Genomic DNA, 26288 nt, shown 5'->3' with positions numbered 1-26288 from the left:
TCACCGCGCGGGCGGGTTCTGTAAACCTACGCGGCCGCGTTCAGGGAACGGCCCCGGCCGATACCGTAGTACTCGATGCCGAGCTCTTCCATGTGCGCCGGGTTGTAGAGATTGCGGCCATCGAAAATCAGCGGGTTGGAGAGCAGCGACTTCACCTGCTCGAAGTCCGGTGACCAGAAGGCCTTCCACTCGGTGCAGATCACCAGGGCGTCGGCGCCCTCGAGGGCTTCCTCTTTGTGTTCGGTGATCACCAGGTCGTCGCGCTCGCCGTAAATGGCGCGGCAGGCCTCGGCGGCCTGGGGGTCGTAGGCCCGGACCTTGCCGCCACAGGACCAGATGCCCTCCAGCACGTAGCGGCTGGGCGCCTCGCGCATGTCGTCGGTATTGGGCTTGAAGGACAGGCCCCACACGGCGATGGTCTTGCCGGTGAGGTCAAAGCCCAGGCGTGTCATGACCCGCTCCGCCAGCTTGTTCTTCTGGCGCTGGTTGGTGTCGTGCACGGCGGTGAGGATTTCCGCCCGGTGGCCGTGTTCGCCGGCCAGGAATTTCAGCGCGCGGACGTCCTTGGGGAAGCAGGAGCCACCGTAGCCGCAGCCTGGGTAGATAAACTGGTAGCCGATGCGGGGGTCGGAGCCGATACCGCGGCGCACGGATTCGATGTCGGCGCCGACCACTTCCGCGATGTTCGCCATCTCGTTCATGAAGCTGATCTTGGTGGCCAGCATGGCATTGGCGGTGAGCTTGGTCATTTCCGAACTCAGCGGGTCCATGGCCATGATTTTTTCATGGTTGCGGTTGAAGGGCTGGTACATGCGGCGCATGTCTTCCAGCACCTTGGGCGAGCGGGTGCCGATGATGATCCGGTCGGGGCTCTGGCAATCCGCCACCGCGGAGCCTTCCTTGAGGAATTCGGGGTTGGAGGCGGCCTCGATGGGGATGTCACGCCCCTGGTCGTGCAGGGCCTGCTTGATATGGGCGAGGACCTTGTCGGTCGTGCCCACCGGCACCGTGGACTTGGTCACCACAACCTTGCGGCTGGTCATGTAGCGGGCGATGGACGAGGCCACGTCCATGACGTAGGTGAGATCGGCGCCGCCGTCAGGGCGGGAGGGAGTGCCCACACAGATAAACAGGAACTCGCTGGCCTGGATGGCGGCCTTGGCGTCGGTGGTGAAGGACAGTAGCTGGTTGTCCAGGCCGTTCTTGAGCAGGCCGGCCAGGCCGGGCTCAAAGAAGGGGACTTCTCCCGCGCGCAGGCGGTCGACCCGCTCTGCGTCGATGTCCATGCAGACCACCCGGTGGCCCACATCGGCGAAAATGGCGGCCTGTACCAGACCCACGTAACCGCTGCCGAAGATGGTGATATTCATTGTTCTGTGTGACTTCCCTGATAATTTCTCGCTAATGGGCGCACTATATGTCGAAAAAGTGACAAAAATAATACTGTCGATTGCCAGGACGGCTTTCAGGCTTATCGGTCGGGGGGTTTTTCAGTAGAATGTGCGCCTTTCCAATCGGGGTCAGATTCTAGCAGGAATCGGGCCCACCTGCCGGGGGATTCCGATGTTTGACCGCAGCATGACCATCCAGGGTTTTGACGACGAGATTTTTGCCGCCATTGGCGACGAGGAACGTCGCCAGGAAGAGCATATCGAGCTCATCGCCTCAGAAAACTACACCAGCCCCCGCGTGATGCAGGCCCAGGGCACGGTGCTCACCAACAAGTATGCCGAGGGCTACCCTGGCAAGCGCTACTACGGCGGCTGTGAGTACGTGGACGAGGCCGAGCGCCTGGCCATCGAGCGGGTCTGTGCCCTGTTCGGCGCGGACTACGCCAACGTGCAGCCCCACTCCGGCTCCCAGGCCAACTCCGCTGTGTACCAGGCCCTGTGTGTCCCCGGCGACACCGTGCTGGGCATGAGCCTTGCTGACGGCGGCCACCTGACCCACGGCGCCAAGCCCAACTTCTCCGGCAAGATGTACAACGCCGTGCAGTACGGCCTGAACGCCGAAACCGGTGAAGTGGACTACGAGCAGGTGGAAGCCCTGGCTCTGGAACACAAACCCAAAATGATCGTGGCGGGCTTTTCCGCCTACTCCCGGGTGATGGACTGGGCCCGCTTCCGCGAGATCGCCGACAAGGTGGGCGCCTACCTGATGGTGGACATGGCCCACGTGGCGGGCCTGATCGCCGCCGGCGTCTACCCCAACCCGGTGCCCCACGCCCACGTGGTGACCTCCACCACCCACAAGACCCTGCGCGGCCCCCGCGGCGGCATCATCCTGGCCAAGGCCAACGAAGAGCTGGAGAAGAAGTTCCAGTCCGCCGTGTTCCCCGGCGGCCAGGGCGGCCCGCTGATGCACGTGATCGCTGCCAAGGCGGTGAGCTTCAAGGAGGCCGCCAGCCCCGACTTCGTGGAGTACCAGAAGCAGGTGGTGGCCAACGCCCGGGCCATGGCCAAGACCTTCATCGAGCGCGGCATCAACATCGTGTCCGGCGGCACCGACAATCACCTGATGCTGGTGGACCTGATCGGCAAGCCCTACACCGGTAAAGACGCCGACGAAGCCCTGGGCAACGCCAACATCACCGTGAACAAGAACGCCGTGCCCAATGATCCGCGTTCCCCCTTCATCACCTCCGGCCTGCGTGTCGGCACCCCGGCCATCACCACTCGCGGCTTTGGCGAGGCGGAAACCATCGAGCTGACCGGCTGGATGTGCGACGTGCTGGAAGCCCTGGAAAATGGCAATGCCGACGCCGTGATCGAAGAGGTGAAGGGCAAGGTGCTGGATATCTGCGGACGGTTCCCGGTTTACCGCTAGGTTCCCGCCGAAGACACTGAACAAGGGAGCTGCGGCTCCCTTTTTAGTGCGTGGCTGTTGCGGGCTTATTGCATCTCAGACAGCGCTTCAGTGATGACTTCGGGATGGCGAGCGGCAATCTGTACCAGGGTGCGGGCGGCCCCCGAGGGGTGACGCCGGCCCTGCTCCCACTCCTGCAGGGTGCGCACGGAAATGCAGAGGACGCTGGCAAACTCGGTCTGTGTCAGGCCGGTCCTGGAGCGTGCCTCGGCTACCGCATTGGCGTTGATTACGGTTCGGCGGGCGAACTGTCCCTGTTTCATTTCGCGCACAGATTGCAGCAGTTTCTCGCCGAGTTCGTGTTCACTCACGGTTCAGTTCCTCCCGTATGGCCTTGAGGATGTGGGCGGGAATATTGCTCTGATTACGCTTGGCGTAAATTAGCAGCAACCAGATCTCCCCGTGGCGAAGGCGGTTAAAGTAGATGACCCTCACACCTCCGCGTTTGCCCGAGGTGCCACCAATCCAGCGCACTTTCCTGCATCCGCCACTGCCCGGAATGACTTTTCCCGCTTCGGGGTTGACCGCCAGCCAGGCATAAAACTGATCTCGCTCCTGAGCGGACCAGATTGCGTTGGCTTCGTCAGTGAAGGTTGGTGTTTCAACGATCGTAAACATTACGCCAAAGTACGTCAATGACGGACTTTTCCGCTACAGGTTCAATCAGCCTTTTTCAGGCATCGCGTGGCACCCGTGTTGCGCAGTGCTGGCGGGCAGCGCGCCAGCCGGCGCGACTCTGATTCGCGACTTAAGTAAACCTTCAGTATTCACACGTACCGTTATCACCGTATTCCCGAATACGGGATTACGCGGTGGGCGCCGGGAACTCCTGCCGTGCATGGTCATCGGCAACAGGAGGCAGGCGTGTTCAACCCCATGGAGGTTATCGGCCGCGCGAAGCAGCGCAGGCAGCGGGCGGCACTGGCCGGGACTCTGGCCGATCAGGCGCGAATACGTGCGGGTGAATTGCGACTGCAGTCGGAACATTGCCGTGAGCCCGGCGTGGCACCCTCTGCAGAAGATAACCTGGTTATTTCCCTGACCACCATCGGTTCCCGGCTCGACAATGTGGCCCTGACAATCGAAAGCCTGATGCAGCAGACGCAACGCGCCAGTCGAATCGTGTTGTGCCTTGATCGCGAGACATTTCGATGGCGGGAGCTGCCGCTGTCCCTGAGCCGCCAGCAGGGACGTGGGCTGGAGATCCTGTTCTGTGAGCGAGACCTGGGCCCGCATACCAAGTATTACTACACCCTGCAAAAGTACCCTGATTCCCTGCTGCTCACGGTCGACGACGACAAGCTGTACCCGGACGATATGGTGGCGCGCCTGCTGGTTGCCCATCGCGCGCAGCCCGGGGTCGTCCACTGCCACCGGGGCCATGGCATGACCTTCCGGCGGGGACAGATCCGACCCTACAAGCGCTGGCAGTGGAATACGTTGAGGAGCGAGGCTTCGCCGCTGGTATTCCCGACCGGCGTTGGTGGCGTACTTTACTTCCCCGGGTGCTTTGATGAACATGTGCTCGACGACGGCCTATTCCGTCAACTGTGCCCCTCGGCCGATGACGTCTGGCTCAAGGCCATGACCCTGGCGCGGGGAGTCGACTGCCAGGTGGTGCCGCGCGACTACCTGTGGAAGACGCGCAACCTGACCATTCCGGGTTCGCAGCAAACCGCCCTCAAGCGGCGTAACAAGCACGCCGTGTCGGGTAACGATGCGCAGATCGCGCGCACCTTCGATTACTTTGGCCTGTTGGCCCCCCTGGCCCATGAATACCGCGCCCGGCCCGCGCTGAAGCCGGCAGCCGAGCGCAGCGGAGTGACACCCCTGACAGGGACTTACCAGGCGATCCCGTAATCCTCGCCGTAGTCCGAGGCGCCGCCCCACATCGTGCCGTGCTCGCGATCGAACCAGATAGCGGTGATGGGGCTGTAGGTGCGTTCCACAGCCTCGACCTTGTAGCCCATTTTCTGCAGGGTCTCACGGGTGTAGGGCGGTATCTGCGTAGTCACCTCGAGCCTCCCCGGCTCGCTCTGGTGGGCGCCGAAGGAGCTCTGCATCTGGTAGCTGGTGATGTTGTGGGCCTCCACCGCCTCTTGCACGTTCATGTCGAACTCCACCATGTTGAGGAAGAATTGCAGCAGGTTCTGGTCCTGGGTGTCGCCGCCCTGCACCGAGAAGGCCATCAGCGGCACGCCGTCTTTCAGCGCCAGGCTGGGTGTGAGGGTGGCCCGGGGGCGCTTGCCCGGGGCCACCACGTTGTAGGGGTTGAGGCGCTCGTCCAGCACGAAACTCTGCATGCGCTGGGACAGGCCGATGCCGGTGTCGCCGGCGATGAAGGCCGGTACCCAACCGCCTGACGGCGTTACCGAAACCACCCAGCCCTCGGCGTCTGCCGCCTGGATCGAGGTGGTGCCGGCGAGGAAGCCTTCGTCGTGGGACATCAGGTTCGCCTGCTGGAAGCCATCGGAACCCTCCGCCTCGGCAGCGGGCGGGATGGGCGTCCATTGCTCCAGCAGCTTTTTGAAAGGATTGCTGCCGCGCTGGAAGGCGTAGGGGTCGCCGGGGCGGGCGTCCGGATTGTTGCGGTCCGTTGGGATCTCCTTGCGCCGCTGCTCGGCGTACTTTTTCGACAGCAGGCCCGCGACGGGTTCTTCCGGCGGGAAGTAGGGGTCGCCGTAGTAGAAGTCGCGGTCGGCGAAGGCCAGGTTCATGGCCTGATAGAGCGTGTGAATGTAGCGGGCGCTGTTGTAGCCCATGCTCTTCAGGTCGTAGCCCTCGAGAATGTTCAGCGCCTGCAGCATGGCCGGGCCCTGGACCCAGGTGGTGAGCTTGTAGACATCGATGCCCTTGTAATTGGTAGTGACCGGCTCCTCGATGTGCACCTGCCAGTTGGCCAGATCCTCTTTGGTGAACAGGCCGCCGGCCTCGCGAGTGGCGCGCACGATCTCCTCGGCGATATCACCGCGGTAGAAGCGCTCGTAGGCGGCGTAAATGGCTTCCTTGCGGCTCTTGCCGGCGGCCAGTGCCTCGGCTTCGGCATCCACCAGTTTCTGCAAGGTAGCCAGCAGGTCCTCCTGTTTGAAGATTTCGCCGGCATAGGGGGCGGCCCGCTCCTGGCTGTCGTCGTCTTTCAGGTGCGGCAGGAATACGCGAGTGGAGGAGGGCCATTGCATGATGACTTCCTTGCGCCGCTCCATATTGTCGGCCTGTTGGGCCTCGATGGCGTAACCGGCAGCCATTTGCATGGACGGCGCCAGTACCTCCGCCAGGCTGAGCTTGCCGTATTCCGCCAGCATCACCATCAGGCCGCCGGGGGTGCCGGGCGTGACCGCGGCGAGGGGGCCGAATTCAGGGGGGTAAACCATGCCCTGTTCGCGAAAGAATTCGGGCGTGGCGCCGGTGGGTGCAACCCCCAGGGCATTGATGCCCTTCACTTCACCGGTGTGGGGGTTATAGATCAGCGCCTGGGTTTCCCCGCCCCAGCTCAGTACGTCCCACATGGTGGCGGTGGCGCCGAGCATCGCGCAGGCGGCATCCACCGCGTTGCCGCCTTTGGCGAACATCATCGCCCCGGCAGTAGCGCCCAGCGGCTTGCCGGTGATGGCTACCCAGTGCTTGCCGTGGAGTACGGGCTTGGTGGTGGTTTTCTGGGCGAGCGCTGCGGGTGCGGCAGTGATGGAAAGTGCGCAGGCGAGGCCGGCGAGCAGGCGTTTGCTGATGCGTGGCATGGTGATCCCTCTGACAATGTGCCAGCAGGATAGCAAAGCGACGCAACGGGTGCTCGACAGGATTGGCTTGCCGCGCCGTCGCTGGCAGGTGGACTGTGGTCGAATTTGGCTGATGACAATAGGCATACATTTTATGCTAGATTTGCGCTATGAAAGTGTTCAATTGGAGCCCCGAGAAGAACCGCCAGCTTATACGGGAGCGGGGGCGGTCTTTCGAAGAGGTGATCTTTCACATTGAGCAGGGCGGCTTACTGGATGAAATTGCCCACCCCAACGCGAGCGACTATGCCCATCAGCGCGTGTTCGTAGTGGCGATTCAAGGTTACGTCTATCTGGTGCCTTATGTTGAAGATGAGGAGCAGGTGTTCCTGAAGACCATCATCCCCAGCCGCAAATTTACCCGGCTATACCGTGGAGGCAGCCAATGAGCAAAGCGACAATCGAGCGGGAAGAGCAGGAATTGCTGGAAGCGGTGGAGTCCGGGCAGTTTGAGTCGATCCTGACGGCGGCAAGGCGTCGGGAACTAGCGTCTGTGGCCTCGGCTACTACGCGTAAGGACCGCAGAATCAATATCCGCATATCCAATAGAGACCTGCTGGCGGTGCAGAGTCGGGCGATGGAAGAGGGTATTCCCTACCAGACCCTGATTTCCAGCGTGATTCACAAATACATTTCCGGTTCTTTGCAGGATGTCACATCGGGCAAGAAATCAAAGCCCTAGACTGGCGCTCCAGCGCTTTGGTGATTTTCCACAGTCGCCTTCCGGTGACCACTGAAGTGGCGAAAATATGTTAATCTTCAGCCACTTAACTATAGGGGACGGCCATGCACTGTCCATTCTGTGCCGCCGATGACACCAAGGTCATCGACTCCCGTCTGGTGGCCGAGGGCGACCAGGTGCGGCGCCGCCGCGAGTGCCTGAGCTGCAAGGAGCGTTTCACCACCTACGAGGTGGCGGAGCTGGTGATGCCGCGCGTCATCAAGCAAAACGGTGACCGCGAGCCCTTCGACGAGGGCAAGCTGCGTTCGGGTTTTCAGCGCGCGCTGGAGAAGCGCCCGGTGGCCACTGAGGACATCGAGGCCGCCATCAACCAGATCAAGCACAACCTCCGGGCCACCGGCGAGCGCGAGGTCAAATCGCGGGTGCTCGGTGAGCTGGTGATGGACAGCCTCAAGCAACTGGACCAGGTGGCTTACGTACGGTTTGCCTCGGTGTACCGCAGCTTCCAGGATATCGCCGAGTTCCGAGACGCCATCGAACGGCTCGAAAGCGACAGCGCCTCCACCTCCTCCTGAGCATGTCTTCACCCTTTGATACCCGGATGATGGCGCGGGCCCTGCAACTCGCGCGCCGCGGGCGCTTTCGCGCTGCGCCCAACCCCCATGTGGGCTGCGTGTTGGTGCGCGATGGTGCCGTGATTGGCGAAGGCACTACGCAGCCCGCCGGCGGTAACCACGCCGAGATCGAGGCCCTGCAGCAGGCGGGCGATGCCCGCGGTGCTACCGCCTACGTGACCCTGGAACCCTGCTCCCACCAGGGCAAGACCGGCCCCTGCGCCGACGCGTTAGTCGCCGCGGGGGTTAGCCGGGTGGTGGCGGCGATGGAAGATCCCAACCCCCAAGTGGCGGGGCAGGGCCTGGCAAAGCTGCAGGCTGCCGGCGTGGTGGTGGAGTCCGGCCTGTTGGCGGCGGAGGCGGAGCAGGTGACTCCCGGCTTTGTCGCCCGGATGCGCCGCGGCCATGGTCGGGTCCGGGCCAAGCTGGCCATGAGTTTCGACGGGCGCACGGCGATGGCGTCCGGCGAAAGCCAGTGGATTACCGGCCCCGCCGCCCGTCAGGATGTACAGCGTCTAAGGGCCGCAAGTTGCGCCATTGTCACCGGCGTAGGCACCGTGCTTGCCGATGACTGCAGCCTCACCGTGCGCCGGGAGCAGCTGGACCAGCACTCACTGGCGGCCCAGGCGGGCGAGCGCCAACCCCTGCGGGTGGTGCTGGACTCCCGCTTACAGACACCCGCCGGGGCCAATATCCTGTCGGCTGCGGCTCCCACCCTGATCTGCCACAGCGCCGGTGCTACTGTGCCGGCGCATTTGCAGGCGGTGGACCGGGCGTTTCTGCCGGATGCCGCGCAGGGCCTCGACCTGGCGGCATTAATGCCCCTTCTCAGCACGCGGCAATGCAACGAAATTCTGGTAGAATCTGGCCCCCGTTTGGCCGGGGCCATGCTGCAGGCGGGCCTGTTGGACGAATTGATCGTCTACATGGCGCCACTGTTGATGGGTAGCAGCGCCAATCCGCTGCTCGCGTTCCCCCTCGACAGCATGGGGCAGGCAGTACCCCTGGCCGTGAAAGACGTGCGGCAGGTGGGCGTAGACTGGCGCTTTACGGTCGTACCACAGCAGGTGGTACTGAAGTAAGCAGCGTCGCGGTAAGCCCTGCCACCGTCGGAAGAAACCAAGGAATCACCACATGTTCACAGGCATCATCCAGGCCATTGGCGAAATCGCCGCGCTGCAGCCCAGCGGCGGCGACCTGCGCCTGCGCGTACGCACCGCCAACCTGCCGCTGGATGACGTGGCCCTGGGTGACTCTATCGCCACCAACGGCGTGTGCCTGACCGTGACCGAACTGCCCGGCGACGGCTACTGGGCTGACGTGAGCCGTGAGACCCTCGACTTCACCACCCTGGGCGCCCTGCAGGTGGGCTCTAAAGTGAACCTGGAGAAGGCCCTGACTCCGGCCAGTCGCCTGGGTGGACATATTGTGTCCGGCCACGTGGATGGCGTGGGCGAGGTGGTAAGCAGTGCCGAAGACGGCCGCTCGATCCGCTTTGTGCTGCGCGCGCCCGATGCCCTGGCCAAGTACATCGCCCACAAGGGCAGCATTACCGTGGACGGTACCAGCCTCACGGTGAATGCGGTCAGCGGCGCCGAGTTCGACCTGAACATCATTCCCCAGACCATGGCGGAAACCATCTTTGGCACCTATTCGCCGGGCAGCCGTGTCAACCTTGAGGTGGACCTGATTGCCCGCTATCTCGAGCGCCTGGTGCTGGGAGAGGCTGCGGCTGATCCCCAGGCAGGTGGCCTGACCATGGAAACCCTGGCCGAGAACGGCTTTCTGCGCCGTTAACGCCAACAAGGACCCCTTATGCAAGTCAATACGGTAGACGAACTGATCAGCGACATTCGCCAGGGGCGGATGGTGGTGCTGATCGACGACGACGCCGAGAGCCACAACGAAGGCGTGGTGATGGTGGCCGCGGAGCACTGCGACGCCAACCACGTGAACTTCATGGCCCGTCAGGCCCGGGGCCTGGTGTGCCTGACCCTGACCGAGGACCGCTGTCGCCAGCTCGACCTGCCGCCCATGGTGGCCGAACCCCACGGGGAAAAATCCAACTTTACCCTGTCCATCGAGGCCTCGGTGGGCATTGATACCGGTATTTCCGCCGCCGACCGCGCCCGTACCGTGCAGGCTGCGGTGGCGCCCCACGCGGTGCCCTCGGACATCGTGCAGCCGGGCCACATCTTCCCGCTCACCGCCATGCCCGGCGGTGTGCTGACCCGCGCCGGCCACACGGAAGCCGGTTCTGATTACGCCCGGCTGGCGGGCCTGCTGCCCTCTGCGGTGATTGCCGACATCCTGACGCCGGAAGGTGAACTGGCCGACGGCCCTGCACTGGTGGAGTTTGCGGCGAAGCACCAGCTCAAGATTGGTACCGTGGCGGACCTGATCCACTTCCGCCTGGCCAATGAGCGCACCATTCGGCGGGTGCGCGAAGGCAGTATCCAGACCGCCCATGGCGAATTCCGCCTGACCGCCTATCGCGACCAGACCATGGGGGAGGTGCATATCGCCCTGTCCCGCGGTGAAATCCGCGCCGACCAGCCGACTCCCGTGCGAGTGCATGTCACCAGCACCCTGCGCGACCTGGTCACCAGCGAACTGCCCGGCGGCACGTCCTGGAGCCTGGGCAAGTGCCTGGCCCATGTGGCCAGCGTCGATCGCGGCGTGATCGTGCTGCTGGCGCGGGAAGAAAGCAGCGAACAACTGCTGGCCAGCATCGACATGGCCCTGGGCGAAGAGCCGATGCCCTCCAAGGGGCAGGACGTGTACACCACGGTGGGCCTGGGCTCCCAGATCCTCAAGGATCTCGGCGTGGGCCAGATCCACCTGATGGGCGCGCCCATGAAGTACAATGCCATCTCCGGGTTCGACCTGGAGGTGCTCGACTATATTGAACCCAACTGATTAAACAGGACCCCACCATGACCGACATCAAAACCCTCGAAGGCGACTTCACCCACACCAAGGGCAAGTACGCCCTGGTGGTAGGCCGCTGGAACAGCTTCGTGGTGGAGCACCTGCTGGAAGGTGCCGTTGACGCGCTGCGTCGCCACGGTGTGGACGAGAAACAGCTCACCATCGTGCGCGCCCCCGGTGCCTTCGAGATCCCGCTGGTTTGCCAAAAAGTCGCCAAAAGTGGCAAATATGACGCCATCATCGCGCTGGGCGCCGTGATCCGTGGTGGTACTCCCCACTTTGAGTATGTCGCCGGCGAATGCACCAAGGGCCTGGCCCAGGTCAGCATGGACTCCGGCGTACCGGTCGCCTTTGGCGTGTTGACCGTGGATTCCATCGAGCAGGCGGTCGAGCGCTCCGGGACCAAGGCCGGCAACAAGGGCGCCGAGGCGGCCCTGTCGGCCCTGGAAATGGTCAGCCTGATGGGCCAGCTGGACTGATTATTGTGAGCAAACCCCAAGGTTCCAACCAGGGCAACACCCTGGCCGCACAGCGCCGCAAGGCCCGCCACTACGGCATGCAGGCCCTGTACCAGTGGTATATGGCGGAGGCTCCGCTCAACGTGATCGAGGCTGAATTCCGCACCGACTACGACTTCAGCCACGTGGATTCCGAGTATTTCCAGGCTCTACTGCACGAGATTCCCGCCAAGGTGGATGAACTGGAGGCCGTCTTTACCCCCCTGCTGGACCGCAAACTGGAAGAGCTCGACCCCATCGAACGCACTCTGCTGCGCATGGGCACCTGGGAGCTGGGCGGCCGCATTGACGTACCCTACAAGGTCGCCATCAACGAGGCCGTGTCCCTGGCCAAGAAGTTCGGTGCGACCGACAGTCACAAGTACATCAACGGTGTGCTGGACAAACTGGCCCGCAAGCTGCGCCAGGTTGAGTGGGCGGCTGACCATCCCGGTGGCGCGGCCTGATACCCGGTTCCGGGCTTTCTTGCCTTGCCGCCTAAGGCCCCTGTCGTTACACGGCCGGAGGCACCAGTAGTTGCCGCTACCGGCAGAACGGTGATCAGATGCCCCTCTCTGAATTCGACCTGATCTACCAGTTTTTCTCCTCCCTGGGCCGCGGCCCGGGAGTGGTACTGGGCGTGGGGGACGACTGTGCCCTGTTGCAGGTACCCGAAGGCGAACAACTGGCGACCTCCATGGATACCGTGGTAGCCGGCGTGCATTTTCCCGAGGACGGCTTTCCCGAAGACATCGGATTCCGCGCCATTGCCGCGGCGGCTTCGGACCTGGCTGCGATGGGTGCACGTCCCCTGGGCATGACCCTGGCCCTGACTGTGCCCGAGGCGGACGATCTCTGGTTGCGCACCTGTAGCGAAGGCGTTGCCGCGGCGGTATCGGCCTTCGACCTGCCGCTGGTGGGCGGTGACACCACCCGCGGGCCATTGAGCATCACGGTGCAGGTATTTGGCAGTGTGCCTGCCGGCAAAGCTCTGTTGCGCAGTGGCGCGCAAGTGGGCGATCAACTCTGTGTTAGCGGTACCCAGGGTGATGCGGCGGCGGCGCTGTTGGTATTGTCCGGCGACTGGCCCGGTAGCCATGAAGCGGCGGAGTATCTCGAGCAGCGCTACTACCGCCCCTCCGCGCGCCTGGCCCTGGGCCAATCCCTGCTGGGCGTGGCGACCTCCGCCATCGATATCTCCGACGGCCTGCTGGCCGATGCCGGCCACATTGCCGCCGCCAGCGGGGTGAAACTGAAGATAGACCCGGCCCTGCTGCCCCTGTCACCCGCCCTGCGCAGTTATCCGGACCAGGACCAGGCCCTGCGCTGGGCCCTGGCTGGCGGGGACGACTACGAACTGTGCTTCACCCTGCCTGCGGAAGCAGAGTTACCACCGTTGTGCACCCGCATCGGCGAGGTGGTAGCCGGGGAGGGCGTCGACTGCGGCCTGGACCCAGGGGATGCGGGCGGTTACCGTCATTTCTAGGATTGGGTGCATCGGTTTTGTTGAACAGGACTACAATGGACCCCCGACAAAAGCACTCGGGGGTGACTCGGAGGGTACTCCCGTCACCCCGGGCAGTTTATCAGAGTCATCCCCGCAAGCCTGCCTCCGTCATCCCCGCATGCTTTTGGCGGGGATCCATTTAAACCACTGAGACAAGCCCTAGAGCCGTGCCCAAACCCAACCTCACATCCCCCATCCACTTCCTCGCCTTCGGCCTCGGATCCGGCCTTGCCCCCAAAGCGCCCGGCACCTTCGGCACCCTGGCCGCGGTTCCCCTCTACCTGCTGGCCGCCCAGCTACCCCTGCCGGCCTACAGCGTTTTTGTGGTCCTCAGCTTCGCCATTGGCGTTTACCTCTGCGACCGCACCAGCCGTGACCTCGGCGTACACGACCACCCTGGCATCGTCTGGGACGAATTCGTGGGCTACTGGATCACCATGTGGTTAGCCCCGGCAGGTTGGTTGTGGATAGTGGCGGGCTTCGTCCTGTTCCGTCTGTTCGACATCCTCAAACCCTGGCCTATCGGCTGGCTGGACCGGCGGGTGCACGGCGGGCTGGGGATTATGATCGATGACGTGGTGGCGGGGGTGATGGCGTGGGGGTGTTTGCAGGGCCTGGCCTGGTGGCTGGCCGCATAATCAGAGCGGTCAGTGAATCAGGGTAATAGGCTCTTGACGGTTGGCAGCAGGATCACCGCCGTTAGGAGCGCCAGTATCCAGTTATGCAGTTTGAGTTGGGATTCGATGGCGGCAAAACGCTTCTCCTGGACTGAGAACAGGGCTTCGATACGCGCATCCTGCTGGGCGAATCGCGCGTTAAGAGTGGCCTCGAAATAGTCCTTGGTGACGATTTCGCCAACGTAATACCCGAACGCCTGACCCATAAGCTCCGCCTGTACTTCGGCTTGCTCCTCCGGTACACCGGCCTGTTTGAGGCGCCTGGCGCACTGGAGGGTATCAAATGCAATTTCAGCCATACTACGCCCCCTTCCATATTCCGTACAGCCTTGCACCGGGACACTGGCAAGTACACATCAAAACCAGCCACCGGCTTGATCAGACCCGCTAAACTGGGCTTACTGGTTTTAATTGATGGCAATCGGGGAGGTGAGGGCATGAAAAATGCGGCCCGCGTTCTGGCGGGGTGGTTAATGTTGGCGGTGTTGCCCGCCCACGCGACCTCCCTGGTGGTAGAGGCTTTGCTGCCCAATACCGCCGTGATCACCATCGACGGCACCCGTAAAACCCTGCGCGCCGGCCAGAGCCACGGCAGCGTCAAACTGATCAGCGCCGATGCCAACGCTGCCGTTGTGGAGGTGGACGGCCAGCGGCAGACCGTGAAAATGCACCAGCGCATCACCAGTAACTACAAGGCACCCGAAACCCGGGTGGTAAGCATCCCCCGGGATGCGCTCATGCAGTACCGCACCACCGCCCACGTCAACGGCCGCCAGATGCAGGTGATTGTGGATACCGGCGCCAACGTGGTGGCGATGAACAGCGCCCACGCCAAAAGCCTGGGCGTGGACTACGCCAGCGGCCAGCCCGCCCGGATGGAAACCGCCAGTGGTGTCACCGCTGCGTGGGTCGTGAATCTGCGCAGCGTGGACGTGGGGGGCATCCGGGTGGACAACGTCCAGGCCACTGTGGCCGAAGGCGCTTTTCCCAGCGATATCCTGCTGGGTATGACCTACCTGCGCCATGTGAAGATGAGCGAGGAGAACGGGGTGCTGTCGTTGAGCAGGGAGTGGTGACGTGGGCGGGCGTCAGGGAATGACCATCTCCTTTATAGCGGGCAGCAAGACCGCCGCGGCCAGCATCGCAAAAATCCAGTTATGCATGCGCAACTGGGCGCGAATTTCGGCGAACTGCTTGTCCAGTTTGGCGTCTTGCTGGGCAAAGCGGGCGTCCAGGTAATCCTTGGTCACCAGATTGCCAATGTAGTAGCCAAACGCCTCAGCCATAGCCTCCCCCTGGACCTCTGCCTGTTCCTCGGGTACCCCAACTGCCTTGAGCTTGCGGGCGTACCTAAGTGTGTCAAATGCGATTTCGGCCACTATACTCCCCCCATCGGCAAGTGGACAGGGCAGGCCCTGGGCGCCGTTAATACCACGTCATATCCGGCCGCTCTTCTGGCAACTATTTCAGTCGCTATACCCCTGATTTCCGATAACTCGCACCCGCGCGCCAAAGTGGTAGAATAGGCGCCCTTTTTTGACCCGCAAGGCCCACAGAGTGCCAACACGCTACGTAGAATCCGCGCGCCTGCCCACCGACTGGGGCGTGTTTGACATGCATGGTTTCGAAGACGCCGCGGACAACAAGGAGCACGTGGTACTGACCATGGGCGACGTCAGCAACGGCGAGCCCGTACTGGCACGGGTCCACTCAGAATGCCTGACCGGCGACGCCCTGTTCAGCCTGCGCTGCGACTGCGGCAACCAGCTGGAAGCCGCCCTCAAGGCCATTTCAGAGGAGGGCAGAGGCGCCCTGTTCTACCTGCGCCAGGAAGGCCGGGGCATCGGCCTGCTCAACAAGATCAAGGCCTACAAGCTCCAGGACGCCGGCGCCGACACCGTCGAGGCCAACGAACAACTGGGTTTCGGCGCCGACATGCGCGATTACTCCATCCTCGGGCCCATGCTGGAGCACCTGAACATCAAGCAGGTGCGGCTGATGACCAACAATCCACGCAAAGTCGCCGCCCTCGAGGCCGCCGGGGTCGACGTGGTGGAGCGGATTCCCCTGCATACGGACTGCAACCCGCACAATGAAAAGTACCTGCAGACCAAAGGCGCCAAGTTGGGGCACCTGTTCAACGACTAAGCCGGTCGTCTAGCGGTCCCGTTCGACGATATACCGCGCCAGTTCCCGCAACATGTCCGCCGACTCGCCAAACCCTTCTAGCGCCGCCAGAGCCTCGTCCAGCAACCGCGCCGCCTCGGCCTTGGCGCCCTCCAGCCCCATCAACTTGACGTAGGTCGCCTTGTTGGCCGCCTCGTCCTTGCCCTGGGTTTTGCCGAGGGTCTCCGTGTCGCCCTCCACGTCCAGAATGTCGTCCACCACCTGGAAGGCGAGGCCGATATTGTCCGCATAGCGGTCCAGAGCCGCCAGTTGCTCCTCCGTGGCCCCGCCAGCGATACCGCCCAGTGCTACCGAAGCCCGGATCAGGGCACCGGTTTTCATGGCGTGCATGGCCTTGAGTTCTTCCAGCGTGAGTGCCTTGCCGGTGGACTGGATATCGACATATTGGCCGCCTACCATGCCGGCAAAGCCTGAGGCCTCGGCCAGCACCTTGATCATGCGGACTTTCTGTTCTGCCGAGAGATCATCAGCGTCTGCGATCAGCTCGAACGCCCGCGCCTGCAGGCCATCGCCCACCAGGATGGCGGTAGCCTCGTCGAAGGCCCTGTGCAGAGTGGGTTTGCCCCGGCGCAGGTCGTCGTCATCCATGGCGGGGAGGTCGTCGTGGATGAGGGAGTAGGTGTGGATGAGTTCGAGGGCGAGAGGTGTAGGGCTATGTTTGCAGCACCCGGAAATGCTGATAGCTGTGGCATGGAACAACGCTGGCCGCACGAGTTTGCCGCCCATGTCTGCAGCATAGGCAAACGGTTCAGCCAATGATGGTGGAACCATGGCCGTGTTTTCCGGCAGAGATTTGATATGTCCGCTAGCTGCGCGGCGAATCTCGTCTAACTGCTGTTCAAGATGATTGGACACCTAACTGGGTTCCTGGTCAAGATACTGTGGAATTTTCGTCAATTAGTAGTTCGCATATTTTTTGTTCCATCGCCGAAAGCTCCGTTTGTGTAACTCGCACCAGTTGGATTCCGCGTTGAAACTCCTCCATGGAAGCTTCTAGAGAGGTGCCTGTGTCTTCAAGTGTGGCGACAATTTGCTCAATTGAAGCGAGGTTTTCAGCGAAGGTTTGAGTTGTCTTTTTTGTCGCCATAGTGGCTCTCCTGATAATGTAACTCGATTATACCAATTTCGGCGGAGAGAATTTCCAAGTCTATTATATGGCTTCAGGTATCTGTGCTAGCCAATCTCCCATGGAGTGTCAGTGAGATTTCTCATTCAATACGGCATCTTCATATGTAAAATATACTCCGCTTAGTCCCGGTCAAGGGAGTTAGAGCCAGTAGCTGTAGGCAAAGCAGTACTTTCGATTTAGGTTTGAATTCACTCTTCAATAGCCGCCAAGCGGCGCGCCACTCTCCACCAGGTGAAACTTGTTTGAGCCAAGAGTAAAGTACTTCAGGTACCGGGAGACGGTTTTTTTGAAGGCGACCTATTAACTCAGCAATGTTAATTATCTTGTTGTCCAGAACTCGCCGTTGCCTATTTAAGATGTAACGTAGTTTTGACAGTCTTCTCAGGGAGATTTCCGCACCAATTGTGTTATGTCCATGCTGGCGATAATTGACTAATCTTTCAGGCAAATACTTTAACTGTCCGAGCGAGGCTGCACACATTGCCAGCCACCAGTCATGGTTTTCGAGATCCTTCGGAAACGGTAGTGCCAATTCTAGAATTTCACTTTTGATCATTAGTGAACATCCGACCACAAAATTTTGGCGTAGCAGGCCGTTCAAGTCATGCATGCCGTCCAAACCGGTGTACTGCATGAAACTGCCTTTTGGTCTTCCGTAACTATCTATGATTTCCAGATCAGAAAAAACGCTTGTGTAATTTGCCCCAGATATACAGGAGGATGCCAACATCATCTCAAGCTTACTAGTCGCCCAGATGTCATCTTGGTCAGCCAAAAAAATAAACTTTGCATGAGCTTGTACAGCATGCATCAGCAAGTGTTCAAAGTTCGAGGCATGTCCCGGTGCGCCGGTCCTGCGTGGAAGTATAACTATTCGGCTGTCATTTTGAGCCAGATCGCCCAAGATCTTAAGTGTCTCATCGTTCGATCCATCATCAGAAATCAGTAGCGTCCAGTTTGTTAGCGTTTGTTGCTGAATGCTTCTGATTTGCTCTCTGAGATAGCGCTCTCCGTTGAAGGTGGCCAGCGTAATAAAAATGTTTTGATCTTTCATAGTTTCGCTACTTCGTCAGCAACTGCGCTATAAACCATCCTCTGACTTAAGTGTTGGTCATATAGTTTTCGAGTCTCTACAAAGGATGATAATGAAGGATACTTTACATAAATGTCGTGGATGGCAGTGGCTAACGACTGTGGATCCCCTGGGGGTATGAGAACGAGTCCAGGAATATCTTTGTCGTGAGTCAGAGCTGACAAGGCCGGACCTGACCGTGTGATCAGAATTCGGTTGGCTGCCAAGGTTTGATGGGCCTTGTAGGGCACCACATTCCCGGCTTTGTCCGAATCCCCAAATATGCCTAATACGCAGTGTGCACTTTCAAGATGCTGTACCAGCATTTGTCCGGGAAGGATCGCTCGATGCCATGTGATATTTGTAACATCCAGCGCTGCAATCAGTTCAGCTACCGTGTTCGCTGTCTGTCCGTCACCGATGATTATAAACTCGATATTTGGATGGCCGATTTGGACTAGAGCTGCCGCCTTAATTATTGTTTCAATACCATGCAAAGGTATGAAGGTGCCCCAAAATAAACAATAAAATGTGCCGGAAAAAATAGGCTGTGGGAGTGGGTGCCAAACTGACTCATCAATACCCACGGGAATAGTCGCCAGACGGTGAGGTTCAATACCGTACATGCGTTGTAAAAGTGCTTTATGCTGAGAAGTATCTATAAAAACGAGATCGGGCACCTTTAAAGTTTCACCTTCCAGCCAGCTTACCGTTTTGTCTAGAATGCTCCCGGGACTAATCATCTTGCGATCACTGACAAGCGTGTCTTGCAAACAAAGAAACGCATCTACGATTATTTTGTAGTCTTCCCGATTCCGCTTTCTCAGCAGGTACCTAAGTAAAAGTAGATCCAAATAAGCAGGATAAGGAACGAAGAATAAATTACTACGGGAAAGACATCTACGCTGTCGGAGAAGGAAAGCTGCATCTACAAATAATTGTATTATTGTGCGAACGAGCCCCCGGACGGAAGAGAGCTTTTCCTGGTTACTTTGATGTTTGCTGCTTTTAGCGGCTCGAACTTCAATTACTTCAATAGAGGACTGACTTAGCGCGTCTATTAGTACACGATTTCGTGCATAATACTCGGAGTCCACATAGCTGCCGAAGACGCAAAGTCGATAGAATTTTGAATTATCGTTCAAATGTACTCCCGCAAAGATTGGTCTAGGACTTTTGATGTGTTAACAGCACTGGATTAAAAAATGGGTATGAATAGTCCAATGCATATTAGTACCGGACTGAACGTTTAGCTGTATGTAGTAACTCCCTACAAGCAGGCAAGATTGATGCGGTGGACAAAAGTACAAGCACAATACTCGCCAGGCAAGTAATAAGTGGAGAAACCCCAGCCCACGAATAAAGCACAATATTGAGTGTGTAAAAAATTAGAAGCCCCAATACGCAGGGAAGTGTTGTATCGAAAACCCACCAAGGATATAGAGCGTGTTGTAGTAAACGACGATGCATTATCGGGACTTCAAAAGCAAAGTAGAGCACATTGATAGCGAGCCAAGCCCATGCTCCGACAATAGGTCCCGAGTGAGGAATTCCATACCATAAAGCTATGAGAAAGAATGGCAGGATCAAAAGATTTTTATATGCCGAGAGTTTTGCCCAACTGTGTGCCAACTGTAGAGTGTAGGGCAGCACCATTAGTACATTCAACATGGTGCCAAGTGCAATCCAAGGTAGTAAAGCGCCAATCTCCTGTGGGGTATCCCCCCCTTTAGTGCCTAGCCACCAAGCAGCGATATCCTCTCCGTAGAAAACTAACGCTCCAACTGGTGGCAGTGTTACGAAGACCGTAAGTTGAGTCCACCTGCGATACTCCTTTGCGAGCGCGTCTTTCATTCCAGCAGTAGCTAATTGTGTAAAGTGAGGATATGCAACAATAAGTGCGGGCTGCACAATCAAAACACTAACAACCGATGCTAGTGTGAAAGAAAGACTATAAGCAGCGAAACTGGAGAGCGACGTGAACTTTGCAACAAGAAATTTATCGGATTGAGTGAGTAATGTACCTGTAAATCCTATAGCTAAAGTGCCTATTGAAAATCGCCAACTTTGGCGCAGTACTTCTTGATTCCACTGGAACCTAGTTTTATTGGGTTGAACACATTGTTTGACCCGAACTCTCAGAAGAGATGAGAGCAAAGCAAAGCAGGCTGCATGCCATAAAAATAAACTTTGAATTTCGTTCGATAATGCAGCTAGCACAAGAGCGCCCCCAAACCACTGCAGGACCGCTGTAAGTACACGAACGCTATTTAGCGCTACTTGCTCACCCATACCTGAAAGCGCTGCGCTGTAAAAAGATGAAGGCCATTGGACGGCAACCATTAGTCCCATTAATTGTATGGCCCGTAATGATTGCGGATTTGAAACGGTTGTTCCTTGAGTGAAGTTGCTCGATAACCACGGTGCGGATAATGCTAAAACCGTCGCCAAGAGTACACTCGCAAAGAGAACTAAGGCTTCCAGTGTGCGAAAAGCATTCCACAAATTAGATAAAGGAGTATCTTTGTTTGACGCTTGAGCGAAGTAACGGGATATTAAAGGGTTTAACGCTTGATCCAAAAACGCAATGCTCGCGAGTATCGTAGTATAAAATCCAATTAGGCCGTATGATTCGATCCCTAGAAGTTCAATATAAATCGGTGTAAAAATGAACATCAACGCAACGGAAAAAATTCTTCCAATAATACTTGAACAGATGTTAAGTGTTAGGGAGCGTCGCATTTTCTTTCCGTGGGATCAGCGGGTCCGTCGTTTCTAAAAACAACAGTAATTCCTGCCCCGCCATTTTTCAAAAAAAATAGAGAGAGTAGCGGTGGGGCAATTAAAGATAAGAATATCCTAGTGAATCTGTTCCCAATGATTCCTTGTATTCTATGTTGCCAAGCGTTTCTTTCAAGTACGCGGCTTAATCTGTCTCTAGTGTGTAATTCTAAAACTGATAAGCCGTTTTTCATTCCCAGTTTCCTTAGACCTCTGGGAGACCAAAAGTAGAGGTGTCGCGGTGCATCCAAATGCAGCCACTTTGCCCCCAAAAGCTCGGCTTGTGTGCTGGTAATATTAGGAATCCCAATTATTAGAATGCCGTTAACTTTCAATCTATGTGATGCTTGCTGAATAACAATCCACGGTTTTGCTAGGTGCTCTAGACTGTGCCAAAGTATGATAGCGTCGTATTTTTTGTTGTCGTTCTGCAGCTCACCAACCACGTCGTCTGTCTCTGTAGCATTAATCTCAACCACCTGGCGTAAGAACCTACATACATGTGGATCCCTTTCTATCGCGCTAACTCTGAATCCGCGACGTTTCGCGTTCAGACTAAAGATGCCTATCCAAGGTCCTATCTCGAGTATATCTCCATGTTCCTTGTGTCTTAATAATGGGGAGAGTCTGTACGCTTCCTTCTTGGCCATTCTTTCAAGAGATAGAAGATTATCTGGAATTTCTTGATATCCGCCAGAATAGAATTTGGAAATATCTTCAGGTATAGGGTCTATGAATACCATTTCGCATTCACTGCACTTCCAATAATCAAAAGTATGCGTTGAAATCTGGCGGTTATAGTCTCTACTATTCAAGAATGGATCTGCACAATACATATCACAAGCGGGACACTTTGTTCTACGAGTGTTGTGCAAAAAGGGGGTAGTGTTTTTCGGCGACTCGCGAATCATTCTTACGTTATTCCTTCCCCAAGCCAAGTCTGCAAGTTTTCTACGTCGATTTTTCGAGCTAGCAATGTATTCGTGCGTTCGATTGTCCGTAACGAGTAAATTCTGTTGTTCATGTGACCTGAAAGTTACGCTGAAAGGCCACTTTTCTATGGGATATTCCTTTCCATCAGCACCACATATCACTAATTTGCAGTGATTATCTAATGCAAACATTGAAAGGCCATTGATTCCGCTTTCGAGCTGAAATGCCTCATTTTTAGTTTTTGGAAATTTGCTATTCTTGGCGAACTGTTCAAGTAAACATTTTTCAATAACAAGACCATTGGACCTTAAATGGGGGTTAGGAAAAGATTGGAATTTTTTCCAATTAGCACAGTTTATAATATTACTGAGAGCGGTTGCTGCAGTCGCCGATATCGATCCCTGTTTTAGGGGCGACCAGCCTAGAGACTGCCAAGAACCTGTAGCTCCGGCGATCCCGTTGCCAGTGGTTCTGGCAGATTGAGAGAGTAGTCTTAGCCAGCCGGGAGTGTTTGGTTTGGCATACGAATTCATTAGACAGACCCATTTTTCCTCTATTTGGGGCAATGCGCGAAAATAGGCTCCGAAATCAAATCCTGTATCCGGAAGATCCAGCAATTTCGCATCACAGGATTGTGCGAGTTGAACCAATTTCTGGTGCTGAAGCTCGCTTTTCCAACCCTTGGCGAGGAAATACAACTGATGTGCATGTTCGGGAGGGTGTCTACTCCAGGCCTCTACAAATTCTTTTGCAGAATTTAGCCCTGCATCGATGCCCCGGGCGATATAGAATACTGCTACGGTCGAATCGTTCATACTAGGTCGCTTCGAAATTTGATTGAGCCTAATCTAAAGTAGGGGCGTTCAAGACAGCCGATTTTCTGTGTTAAATATCGAAAAAGAAGGTCTATTTGAATGACTAAATGAATCCTACCTCGTAATTCGGAGTATAGTACTAATACTAAGCTAATGAGACCGTTACCTAAGCTTAGTCCAAAGGTTTGGTGTCGAAGCTTATGCTGAAAGTATCTTTACTGAACTTAGATAGAATGAGCACAAGCATTTGTATAGCAAAGATCTGATAAGCTCTTTTAAAGGGTATTTTGGAAATAATATTTATCGCCTTTGAAAGGAACACGCTTTGAGTGACGGTTAATTTTGGCTGACAAATTCGGCTCTGATAGTCTTGCGAGAGTTGAGCTTTATCAAGCAAATAGTTACAAACGACGTCATTAGACGGGTGGTCACCCATGCAATTCAATAAAAGTGTAGAGATTCCCAGGTATTCTGACAGGAGTCGATCGCGAGATGTATGGCGGGACGCTGATTCGGATGCGTTATGTACACGGAAGGAAGCGACCTTTATTGGCACTACTGTCAGTCCAAATCTCGTACCAAGTCGATGCCACAACTGAAGGTCGCACAGTTGGTGGAAACGTCGATCAAATCCCCCAACGGTCCTAAACGCCACGGAACTGATCAGCACCGCTCCAGGTTCCCCTATAAAATTGTGGGAAGTATTTTGACTAAATGCATCAAGGTATTCTTTTGGTGGTGTAAAGCCTTCGCCCAAAATTTTATCTACCCTCCAGATTATGTTCTGCATCAAGTAGAATATGCGGTTTCTAATTCCCGTCCCTTCGAAAATAAAATCCCTCAGACCTACGATAAAATGGTCTCCGGGATTTGCTCCTCTAATTAAGTCGCCGATGCTGTCAACCGTTAATATATCATCATGTGGAAGTAGTTTTAGATATTCTCCGTTGGCTCTGCTAAGTGCAATGTTAAAATTATCTACCATCGAAACAGTTTTCTGATTGCGAAAAGATACTATTCGACGAGGGTGCGTTGAGCAAAGTTGTTCAATTATGTCGGGAGTATGATCCGTTGAGGCGTTGTCAATAACAATTACTTCAATGTTGCTATAGCTTTGATTTAGTGCTGACTCGATAGCATGAGCTATGTAATCTCCCCCGTTAAAAACAGGTATACAAATACTTACGAGGGGGTTTGAATCCATTGTTAAATTACATTAATCTGTCAAGTTTCTTGAGGGTATACTTTCATAGAATGACCAAGTTAAGTGCGCCCAAAGCTATTATTAAATGTGTCGGTCAAGTGATGTTTTGGTACTGAAGGTTAAAAAACTAAAAAGCTGTGAACCTATCGAATAATATTACAGAAATTACAATTTTCTGCATCATAACTTCGGCTTTCTTTATTTCTATTGCTACAACATCTGGTGATCGGACTTCCCAAATAGTTGCGCAGGCATTGCTAGTCTGCCAAATAGACGCATTTGTCTGGGCTCGATGCATCTGGAAAGCAGAATTTTATAGTAACCTAATTCAAGTTTTTCTCTCGCGCCTTCTTGGAGCTTGAAATTTGAAAACGTCGGGAGTTACGAGCAATGGTCGTTAATGAATTATAATCAGTTTGTTTTCGCGCGGCAGTCGCAGTAAAATCGACAGAAAAAAGTTTAACCCATCAAGTTCGTGCCTCATTTCTTAGGTAGTCGATGTAGTCTAGAAGCCCGTTTTGTAGATTCCATTTGGGATTCCAGCCAGTAGCTATTAGCTTCTCGTTTGCACCTACTAATTTTGGGGGGTCATCAGGCGATACTGGTAACACCCCATATAAAGTTTTGGAATTGGAGTGAGTCAACTTTTGGCACATATCCACGATGTCACGGATACTTGTTGGGACTCCACTGGATAAGTTGTAGGCACCATCTGGGATATCAGTAGTAATAAGGTGAGCCATTGCTGACGCTACATCGTCTGCGTGTATAAAATCCCGCAGCTGACGACCATGTGTGCATCGAACCGGGTCTCCCGACAGCATCGCGTCAAGAACCGAAGGTATTAGTCGAGTACTATGCTCGCCTGGGCCGTAAGGAAAGAAGATTCTACCCCATATCAGTTTTATGTTCGCCTCTCTGCAAATTGGTTGGAGTAGTTGCCACGTGGCAAGCTTCGCCGCGCCATAAAGTGTAGAAGGTGCCAGCGTGGTTTTTCCTTCCGTATATTCTTCAGAGGACCATAGATATTCTGCGCATGTTCCAGCGACTAGTACGCGCGATCCTCCTGCCTCACTAAACTTTTCAACCAAAGAAAGTGTCGCATTTAACCAGGAAATGTTTTCTTTTGTCGACCAATACACCCCGGGTGTTGTGCACCAAGCCAGATGGATTAGGCAGTCAGGTTTGATATTTCGGAACAGCGCATCATGGCGCTTAAGGTCTAGCAGGTCGTAATACAGTGGACGTACGGATTCGGGGGCACCTAGTTGCCTGCCAGGCCTGCAGGTTGCGTAAACCTCGCAACTCGTAGAAAGCAAGCGCGGCAGTAGGTGTCGACCAATGAGGCCACCTGCGCCTGTAACTATTACTCTCACAATGAGATCTGGGTCTACAGCGGGAGGAATTTTACATCCGGAAGTGCAACCGCTAGACGGCCATCCCATTCCTTTATATGGAAAAGGCTCTCTTTAATTTCTTCAATTAGGTTCCAGGGTAGTACGATTACCACGTCTGGTTTTTCGTCTCTGATCGCGTCAGGCGCAATTACGGGTATGTGGCTACCAGGGAGATACTTTCCCTGCTTGGAAGGTGCTGCATCGCATACAAATTTAATCATATCCGGGCGAATTCCGGCAAAGTTCATCAATGTATTTCCTTTAGCCGCGGCACCATAGCCGCAAATTTTCAATCCCCGCAGCTTGCAATCAAGAAGAAATCGCAAGAAATTGTTCTTCAGCTCAACAACTCTCTCTCCGAATTCGGTATAGATTTCTTGGGAATTGATACCGAAAGCGGATTCCTTCTCGAGTAATTGTCTAACTGTACCCTTAGTTGCGCGGGAGCTGTCTTGATGGCAGCCATAGATTCTTAGACTACCGCCATGGGTAGGCAAGGATTCAACATCCCAGACACGGAGTCCATGTTTAGAAAAAATATTCTTCACTGCATATAGGGATAAGTATGAAAAATGTTCATGATAGATTGTGTCGAACTGATTCTGCTGCAACATTTCCAGTACATGTGGAAATTCCAACGTGATGACTCCGTCTGCTGACAAAATTGCTTTAATTCCCGCAGTAAAATCATTAATGTCCGGCACATGGGCATATACATTGTTGCCGATAACCAAGTCAGCCAAACCCTTTTTTTTCGCAAGACCAATGCCTAGTTGGTGGCCAAAAAACTCCCTTAGAACCGGTATCCCTTTTTCCTCTGCCTGCTCTGCGGCTGCACGTGTGGGCTCTATTCCAAGGCAAGGAATATTGGCAGCGACGAAGTACTGCAACAGATAGCCATCGTTAGAGGCAAGCTCCACTACAAAGCTATCGTTATTGAGACTTAACCGATCCGTAATATGTTCTTGATACTTTTTGGCGTGCTGCAGCCAACTCTGGCTGGTAGATGAAAAATAAGCGTAGTCATCAGAAAAAAGCTGGTCGCAGTCCGCGTAATCTTCGGTTTGCACTAGCCAGCATTCGTTACATACCCTTACTCGAAGCGGGTACCATATCTCTGGTCGTACCAGATCTTTGGACTCCAAGTAGGCATTGGACGGAGGCGAGTAACCCAAATCAACAACTAGCGATAACTCTGGCGAGTGACAAAATCTACAATTCACT

General features: G+C 56.0%; 29 protein-coding genes. 14 read left to right on the top strand and 15 right to left on the bottom strand.

Going from position 1 to position 26288, the window contains the following annotated elements:
* Positions 1-26 precede the first annotated feature (26 nt).
* Positions 27-1370 carry a UDP-glucose dehydrogenase family protein gene (locus FV139_RS04395; protein ID WP_148066977.1) on the bottom strand — a complete coding sequence of 448 codons (1344 nt, stop codon included), beginning with the start codon at positions 1368-1370 and terminating at the stop codon, positions 27-29.
* 193 nt (positions 1371-1563) lie between these two features.
* On the opposite strand from FV139_RS04395, the gene glyA reads away from it, so the two are divergent.
* Positions 1564-2826 (top strand): serine hydroxymethyltransferase, encoded by a 1263-nt coding sequence (gene glyA, locus FV139_RS04390; protein WP_148066976.1) that lies wholly within the window; start codon positions 1564-1566, stop codon positions 2824-2826.
* 65 nt (positions 2827-2891) lie between these two features.
* Here glyA and FV139_RS04385 read toward each other — a convergent pair whose 3' ends face one another.
* Together FV139_RS04385 and FV139_RS04380 are read right to left on the bottom strand one after the other, a co-directional pair.
* Positions 2892-3176 (bottom strand): helix-turn-helix domain-containing protein, encoded by a 285-nt coding sequence (locus FV139_RS04385; RefSeq protein WP_213004014.1) that lies wholly within the window; start codon positions 3174-3176, stop codon positions 2892-2894.
* Positions 3169-3483: a transcriptional regulator gene (locus tag FV139_RS04380; RefSeq protein WP_148066975.1), complete on the bottom strand. Its 315-nt coding sequence runs from the start codon at positions 3481-3483 to the stop codon at positions 3169-3171. Before FV139_RS04380 ends, FV139_RS04385 begins: the two co-directional genes overlap by 8 nt.
* A gap of 246 nt (positions 3484-3729) precedes the next feature.
* Here FV139_RS04380 and FV139_RS04375 point away from each other — a divergent pair, with 246 nt between their 5' ends.
* Entirely contained in the window at positions 3730-4725 is a 996-nt protein-coding gene (locus tag FV139_RS04375) for a glycosyltransferase family A protein (protein WP_148066974.1), read from the top strand.
* Here the strand turns inward: FV139_RS04375 and FV139_RS04370 are convergent.
* A complete protein-coding gene (locus FV139_RS04370; RefSeq protein WP_148066973.1) occupies positions 4707-6599 on the bottom strand; it encodes a gamma-glutamyltransferase family protein in 1893 nt (630 codons plus the stop codon). The genes FV139_RS04375 and FV139_RS04370 overlap by 19 nt on opposite strands.
* A gap of 149 nt (positions 6600-6748) precedes the next feature.
* Between FV139_RS04370 and FV139_RS04365 the strand changes: the two genes are divergently transcribed.
* The 10 genes from FV139_RS04365 (at position 6749) to FV139_RS04320 (ending at position 13507) form a co-directional block, all read left to right on the top strand.
* Complete coding sequence (locus FV139_RS04365; RefSeq protein WP_148066972.1) at positions 6749-7027, top strand: BrnT family toxin; 279 nt, start codon at positions 6749-6751, stop codon at positions 7025-7027.
* Complete coding sequence (locus tag FV139_RS04360) at positions 7024-7320, top strand: hypothetical protein (protein WP_148066971.1); 297 nt, start codon at positions 7024-7026, stop codon at positions 7318-7320. Before FV139_RS04365 ends, FV139_RS04360 begins: the two co-directional genes overlap by 4 nt.
* Before the next feature lie 104 nt (positions 7321-7424).
* The gene (gene nrdR / locus FV139_RS04355) at positions 7425-7895 is read left to right on the top strand and encodes a transcriptional regulator NrdR (RefSeq protein WP_148066970.1); all 471 of its coding nucleotides are present in this window, start codon (positions 7425-7427) and stop codon (positions 7893-7895) included.
* A 2-nt stretch (positions 7896-7897) separates the two neighbouring features.
* Positions 7898-9016, top strand: a complete 1119-nt coding sequence (gene ribD / locus FV139_RS04350) for a bifunctional diaminohydroxyphosphoribosylaminopyrimidine deaminase/5-amino-6-(5-phosphoribosylamino)uracil reductase RibD (protein ID WP_148066969.1) — start codon at positions 7898-7900, stop codon at positions 9014-9016.
* Between the two features lie 52 nt (positions 9017-9068).
* Positions 9069-9731 carry a riboflavin synthase gene (locus FV139_RS04345; RefSeq protein WP_148066968.1) on the top strand — a complete coding sequence of 221 codons (663 nt, stop codon included), beginning with the start codon at positions 9069-9071 and terminating at the stop codon, positions 9729-9731.
* An 18-nt stretch (positions 9732-9749) separates the two neighbouring features.
* A complete protein-coding gene (gene ribB, locus FV139_RS04340) occupies positions 9750-10853 on the top strand; it encodes a 3,4-dihydroxy-2-butanone-4-phosphate synthase (RefSeq protein ID WP_148066967.1) in 1104 nt (367 codons plus the stop codon).
* A 17-nt stretch (positions 10854-10870) separates the two neighbouring features.
* Positions 10871-11344, top strand: a complete 474-nt coding sequence (ribH, locus tag FV139_RS04335) for a 6,7-dimethyl-8-ribityllumazine synthase (RefSeq protein WP_148066966.1) — start codon at positions 10871-10873, stop codon at positions 11342-11344.
* 5 nt (positions 11345-11349) lie between these two features.
* Positions 11350-11829 (top strand): transcription antitermination factor NusB, encoded by a 480-nt coding sequence (gene nusB, locus FV139_RS04330; RefSeq protein ID WP_268939925.1) that lies wholly within the window; start codon positions 11350-11352, stop codon positions 11827-11829.
* Positions 11830-11927: 98 nt separating this feature from the next.
* Positions 11928-12848 (top strand): thiamine-phosphate kinase, encoded by a 921-nt coding sequence (gene thiL, locus FV139_RS04325; protein WP_148066965.1) that lies wholly within the window; start codon positions 11928-11930, stop codon positions 12846-12848.
* Between the two features lie 188 nt (positions 12849-13036).
* Positions 13037-13507 carry a phosphatidylglycerophosphatase A family protein gene (locus FV139_RS04320; protein ID WP_148066964.1) on the top strand — a complete coding sequence of 157 codons (471 nt, stop codon included), beginning with the start codon at positions 13037-13039 and terminating at the stop codon, positions 13505-13507.
* 17 nt (positions 13508-13524) lie between these two features.
* Here FV139_RS04320 and FV139_RS04315 read toward each other — a convergent pair whose 3' ends face one another.
* Positions 13525-13845 carry a hypothetical protein gene (locus FV139_RS04315; RefSeq protein ID WP_148066963.1) on the bottom strand — a complete coding sequence of 107 codons (321 nt, stop codon included), beginning with the start codon at positions 13843-13845 and terminating at the stop codon, positions 13525-13527.
* Positions 13846-13983: 138 nt separating this feature from the next.
* Here FV139_RS04315 and FV139_RS04310 point away from each other — a divergent pair, with 138 nt between their 5' ends.
* On the top strand, positions 13984-14622 hold the full coding sequence (locus tag FV139_RS04310) for a retropepsin-like aspartic protease family protein (RefSeq protein WP_213004013.1): 639 nt from the start codon (positions 13984-13986) through the stop codon (positions 14620-14622).
* 12 nt (positions 14623-14634) lie between these two features.
* Here FV139_RS04310 and FV139_RS04305 read toward each other — a convergent pair whose 3' ends face one another.
* Entirely contained in the window at positions 14635-14925 is a 291-nt protein-coding gene (locus tag FV139_RS04305) for a CCDC90 family protein (RefSeq protein WP_148066962.1), read from the bottom strand.
* Positions 14926-15103: 178 nt separating this feature from the next.
* On the opposite strand from FV139_RS04305, the gene ribA reads away from it, so the two are divergent.
* Positions 15104-15694 carry a GTP cyclohydrolase II gene (gene ribA, locus FV139_RS04300; RefSeq protein ID WP_148066961.1) on the top strand — a complete coding sequence of 197 codons (591 nt, stop codon included), beginning with the start codon at positions 15104-15106 and terminating at the stop codon, positions 15692-15694.
* A 9-nt stretch (positions 15695-15703) separates the two neighbouring features.
* On the opposite strand, the gene FV139_RS04295 is transcribed toward ribA, so the two are convergent.
* The 9 genes from FV139_RS04295 to FV139_RS04255 form a co-directional block, all read right to left on the bottom strand.
* A complete protein-coding gene (locus tag FV139_RS04295; RefSeq protein ID WP_148066960.1) occupies positions 15704-16504 on the bottom strand; it encodes a polyprenyl synthetase family protein in 801 nt (266 codons plus the stop codon).
* 100 nt (positions 16505-16604) lie between these two features.
* On the bottom strand, positions 16605-16820 hold the full coding sequence (gene xseB / locus FV139_RS04290) for an exodeoxyribonuclease VII small subunit (protein ID WP_148066959.1): 216 nt from the start codon (positions 16818-16820) through the stop codon (positions 16605-16607).
* 139 nt (positions 16821-16959) lie between these two features.
* A complete protein-coding gene (locus FV139_RS04285) occupies positions 16960-17916 on the bottom strand; it encodes a glycosyltransferase family 2 protein (protein ID WP_148066958.1) in 957 nt (318 codons plus the stop codon).
* Complete coding sequence (locus FV139_RS04280) at positions 17913-19079, bottom strand: glycosyltransferase (protein WP_148066957.1); 1167 nt, start codon at positions 19077-19079, stop codon at positions 17913-17915. The genes FV139_RS04285 and FV139_RS04280 overlap by 4 nt, the downstream gene beginning before the upstream one ends.
* Positions 19080-19164: 85 nt before the next feature.
* A complete protein-coding gene (locus FV139_RS04275; protein ID WP_148066956.1) occupies positions 19165-20676 on the bottom strand; it encodes a lipopolysaccharide biosynthesis protein in 1512 nt (503 codons plus the stop codon).
* Complete coding sequence (locus FV139_RS04270) at positions 20661-22463, bottom strand: class I SAM-dependent methyltransferase (protein WP_148066955.1); 1803 nt, start codon at positions 22461-22463, stop codon at positions 20661-20663. Before FV139_RS04270 ends, FV139_RS04275 begins: the two co-directional genes overlap by 16 nt.
* 172 nt (positions 22464-22635) lie before the next feature.
* Positions 22636-23667, bottom strand: coding sequence for a glycosyltransferase family 2 protein (locus tag FV139_RS04265; RefSeq protein ID WP_148066954.1), 1032 nt, complete (start codon positions 23665-23667; stop codon positions 22636-22638).
* Between the two features lie 467 nt (positions 23668-24134).
* Complete coding sequence (locus FV139_RS21365; protein ID WP_148066953.1) at positions 24135-25112, bottom strand: NAD-dependent epimerase/dehydratase family protein; 978 nt, start codon at positions 25110-25112, stop codon at positions 24135-24137.
* On the bottom strand, positions 25058-26287 hold the full coding sequence (locus FV139_RS04255) for a class I SAM-dependent methyltransferase (protein ID WP_148066952.1): 1230 nt from the start codon (positions 26285-26287) through the stop codon (positions 25058-25060). Before FV139_RS04255 ends, FV139_RS21365 begins: the two co-directional genes overlap by 55 nt.
* Between the last annotated feature and the right edge of the window lies 1 nt (position 26288).

Origin of the sequence: Parahaliea maris (assembly GCF_008064665.1) — a bacterium.
Lineage (GTDB): Bacteria > Pseudomonadota > Gammaproteobacteria > Pseudomonadales > Halieaceae > Parahaliea > Parahaliea maris.
Note: the sequence above shows the minus strand (reverse complement) of the source record. Positions and strands in the feature narration are given on the sequence as shown.

What these genes read in the sequence shown, in the direction of transcription:
- FV139_RS04395 (WP_148066977.1), bottom strand. Translation starts at nt 1,370, where the DNA reads ATGAATATCACCATCTTCGGCAGCGGTTACGTGGGTCTGGTACAGGCC.
- glyA (WP_148066976.1), top strand. Translation starts at nt 1,564, where the DNA reads ATGTTTGACCGCAGCATGACCATCCAGGGTTTTGACGACGAGATTTTT.
- FV139_RS04380 (WP_148066975.1), bottom strand. Translation starts at nt 3,483, where the DNA reads ATGTTTACGATCGTTGAAACACCAACCTTCACTGACGAAGCCAACGCA.
- FV139_RS04370 (WP_148066973.1), bottom strand. Translation starts at nt 6,599, where the DNA reads ATGCCACGCATCAGCAAACGCCTGCTCGCCGGCCTCGCCTGCGCACTT.
- FV139_RS04365 (WP_148066972.1), top strand. Translation starts at nt 6,749, where the DNA reads ATGAAAGTGTTCAATTGGAGCCCCGAGAAGAACCGCCAGCTTATACGG.
- FV139_RS04360 (WP_148066971.1), top strand. Translation starts at nt 7,024, where the DNA reads ATGAGCAAAGCGACAATCGAGCGGGAAGAGCAGGAATTGCTGGAAGCG.
- nrdR (WP_148066970.1), top strand. Translation starts at nt 7,425, where the DNA reads ATGCACTGTCCATTCTGTGCCGCCGATGACACCAAGGTCATCGACTCC.
- ribD (WP_148066969.1), top strand. Translation starts at nt 7,898, where the DNA reads ATGTCTTCACCCTTTGATACCCGGATGATGGCGCGGGCCCTGCAACTC.
- FV139_RS04345 (WP_148066968.1), top strand. Translation starts at nt 9,069, where the DNA reads ATGTTCACAGGCATCATCCAGGCCATTGGCGAAATCGCCGCGCTGCAG.
- ribB (WP_148066967.1), top strand. Translation starts at nt 9,750, where the DNA reads ATGCAAGTCAATACGGTAGACGAACTGATCAGCGACATTCGCCAGGGG.
- ribH (WP_148066966.1), top strand. Translation starts at nt 10,871, where the DNA reads ATGACCGACATCAAAACCCTCGAAGGCGACTTCACCCACACCAAGGGC.
- thiL (WP_148066965.1), top strand. Translation starts at nt 11,928, where the DNA reads ATGCCCCTCTCTGAATTCGACCTGATCTACCAGTTTTTCTCCTCCCTG.
- FV139_RS04315 (WP_148066963.1), bottom strand. Translation starts at nt 13,845, where the DNA reads ATGGCTGAAATTGCATTTGATACCCTCCAGTGCGCCAGGCGCCTCAAA.
- FV139_RS04310 (WP_213004013.1), top strand. Translation starts at nt 13,984, where the DNA reads ATGAAAAATGCGGCCCGCGTTCTGGCGGGGTGGTTAATGTTGGCGGTG.
- FV139_RS04295 (WP_148066960.1), bottom strand. Translation starts at nt 16,504, where the DNA reads ATGGTTCCACCATCATTGGCTGAACCGTTTGCCTATGCTGCAGACATG.
- xseB (WP_148066959.1), bottom strand. Translation starts at nt 16,820, where the DNA reads ATGGCGACAAAAAAGACAACTCAAACCTTCGCTGAAAACCTCGCTTCA.
- FV139_RS04285 (WP_148066958.1), bottom strand. Translation starts at nt 17,916, where the DNA reads ATGAAAGATCAAAACATTTTTATTACGCTGGCCACCTTCAACGGAGAG.
- FV139_RS04275 (WP_148066956.1), bottom strand. Translation starts at nt 20,676, where the DNA reads ATGCGACGCTCCCTAACACTTAACATCTGTTCAAGTATTATTGGAAGA.
- FV139_RS04270 (WP_148066955.1), bottom strand. Translation starts at nt 22,463, where the DNA reads ATGAACGATTCGACCGTAGCAGTATTCTATATCGCCCGGGGCATCGAT.
- FV139_RS04265 (WP_148066954.1), bottom strand. Translation starts at nt 23,667, where the DNA reads ATGGATTCAAACCCCCTCGTAAGTATTTGTATACCTGTTTTTAACGGG.
- FV139_RS21365 (WP_148066953.1), bottom strand. Translation starts at nt 25,112, where the DNA reads ATGGGATGGCCGTCTAGCGGTTGCACTTCCGGATGTAAAATTCCTCCC.